This window comes from Serinicoccus sp. CUA-874, from assembly GCF_001942225.1.
GTDB classification, from domain to species: Bacteria; Actinomycetota; Actinomycetes; order Actinomycetales; family Dermatophilaceae; genus Ornithinicoccus; species Ornithinicoccus marinus.
The window spans coordinates 1-1852 of record NZ_MKJZ01000024.1; the positions used below are offsets into that span (position 1 = coordinate 1).

A 1852-nucleotide genomic window follows, 5' to 3' on the forward strand; every position below is an offset into this window, starting at 1 on the left:
TGACGAGGCTCGTCGAAGTTCCTCAGTGATGCTCACTGATTTTCCCCACCTTGGGCGGGGTTCAGTGTAGCGGTCGGCGGGTGCCGGTGGTGGCGGCGCGTAGGGCGTCGTTGTGGGCGTGGTGGGCTCGTAGCCGGTAGGAGTCGCCGTCGAGGTTGAGCACGACCGATCGGTGCAGGAGACGGTCGAGCATCGCGGCGGCGACGGTGGTGTCGCCGAGGACCTCGCCCCAGGAGGCGACGCCGCGGTTGGTCGTGAGCACGATGCTGGTTTTGAGGTAGCGCTGGGAGACGACCTGGAACAGCGCGGAGGCGGCCTCGCCGGGCAGCGGGAGGTAGCCCAGCTCGTCGATGACCAGGAGCGTGGGGCCGGCGAAGAACCGCATGGTGGTGGCCCACCGGCCCTCGATCGCGGCGCGGTGGCACCGGGCGGCGAGGTCGGCGGCGGTGGTGAAGTAGGTGCGGTACCCGGCCTCGGCCGCCGCCCGCCCGAGCCCGACCGCGAGGTGGGTCTTGCCCACCCCCGGCGGGCCGATGAGCAGGACGTTGGTCGCCGACTCCAGGTACCGGCAGGTCGCGAGCTCGTCGATCAGCTTGCGGTCCACGTTCGGGGCGGCGTCGAAGTCGAAGTCCGCGAGGGTGGCCGGGGTGGGCAGGGAGGCGAAGCGCAGGCGGCCGGCGAGCTTGCGGGCCTCGGTCGCGTCGACCTCGCGGGCGAGCAGGTGCTCCAGGGTGGCGGTCATCGACCACCCCTCGGACTGCGCGGTCGCCAGGACGGTGGGCAGGTGCTCGGCCGCGGCGTGCAGCTTCAACGCGGCGAGGTGGGCGCGCAGCTGCTGGTAGGTGGACGCCTGGGATGCGCTCGTCGGCGCCGGGACCAGGTCCTCGGTCGTGGGGGTGCTCGTCGTGGTGTTCATCGGTTCAGGGTGTTCCTTCCGTGGGCGGCTTGGTCGTAGGCGGATAGGTCGATCACCACGTCCCCGCCGGCTGCGGGCGTCGTGGGGTTGTTCGGGTCGTCGTCCTGGTGACGGGCGCGCAGCACCTGCGCGGCGGCGCGGGCGGCGGCCCCGGGCGGGATGCGTTCCTTGCGTCGGTGCGGTGCTCGGGTGTCGTGGGAGCGAGCACGCGGGCCTCGAGGGCGGTGACGTGGGCGTGCTCGCGGACCATGACGCCGGCGCCGTCGGGGGCGAGCTCGTGGCGGGCGATGACCGTCCCGGCGCTGGTGGCGATGTCGATGTGGGTGGTGCCGAGGCGCCAGGTCACGGACACCTGCGCGCGGGCCAGCTCGGGGGCCACGGAGTAGAAGTTGCCGCGCCAGGACACCAGCGCCTGCGCGGACACCGTCCGGTCCTCGCTGATGGTGGCCGGGAACGGGACGGCCGGGACCGGTGCGAGCGGCTCCCTGGCGGCGAGGGTGAGCACGGAGGCCTTCCCGCCGGGCCCGGCGGGACGTAGCCGCGCGTCGCCGCGGGTGGCGCAGAACCGGTCGAGGGAGGCCTGGGCCTGCTCGACGGTGGTCTCCTCGGGCAGGGTGCGCCACCAGCGTTGGGCGGCGGTGTGGTTGGCCTTCTCCACCACGCCCTTGCGGTTGCCGCGTCGCGGCGGGCAGATGTCGACACCGACGGCGTAGTGCTTGGCCACCGCGGAGAAGGAGGCGGACACGCGCCCGGTGGCGGGGTGGCACACGGTGGCCATCCGGTCGAAGCGCCACGAGCGCGTGAGGCCGCCGAGGGCGCGGGCCACACGGTCGAGGGCGTCGATGAGGTGGGGCTGGTCCATCGAGGGGCACAGCACCCCGCGCCAGCGCCCGGAGTGGGCCAGTGCGCCGACGAGCAGGTAGGCCGTGGCCCCCC

Annotated in this window: 2 protein-coding genes; both read right to left on the reverse strand. The window is 73.7% G+C overall.

Annotated elements, in window-relative coordinates; genetic code table 11:
* Nucleotides 1–61: 61 nt before the first annotated feature.
* The gene (istB, locus tag BJF80_RS08825; protein WP_075812959.1) at nucleotides 62–916 is read right to left on the reverse strand and encodes an IS21-like element helper ATPase IstB; all 855 of its coding nucleotides are present in this window, start codon (nucleotides 914–916) and stop codon (nucleotides 62–64) included.
* A gap of 52 nt (nucleotides 917–968) precedes the next feature.
* The coding region (locus BJF80_RS08830; RefSeq protein WP_202817175.1) for a Mu transposase domain-containing protein at nucleotides 969–1852 on the reverse strand (884 nt) is incomplete at its 5' end.

Excerpts from the sequence above, each read along its gene's own strand:
- istB (WP_075812959.1), bottom strand. The coding sequence starts at position 916 with ATGAACACCACGACGAGCACCCCCACGACCGAGGACCTGGTCCCGGCG.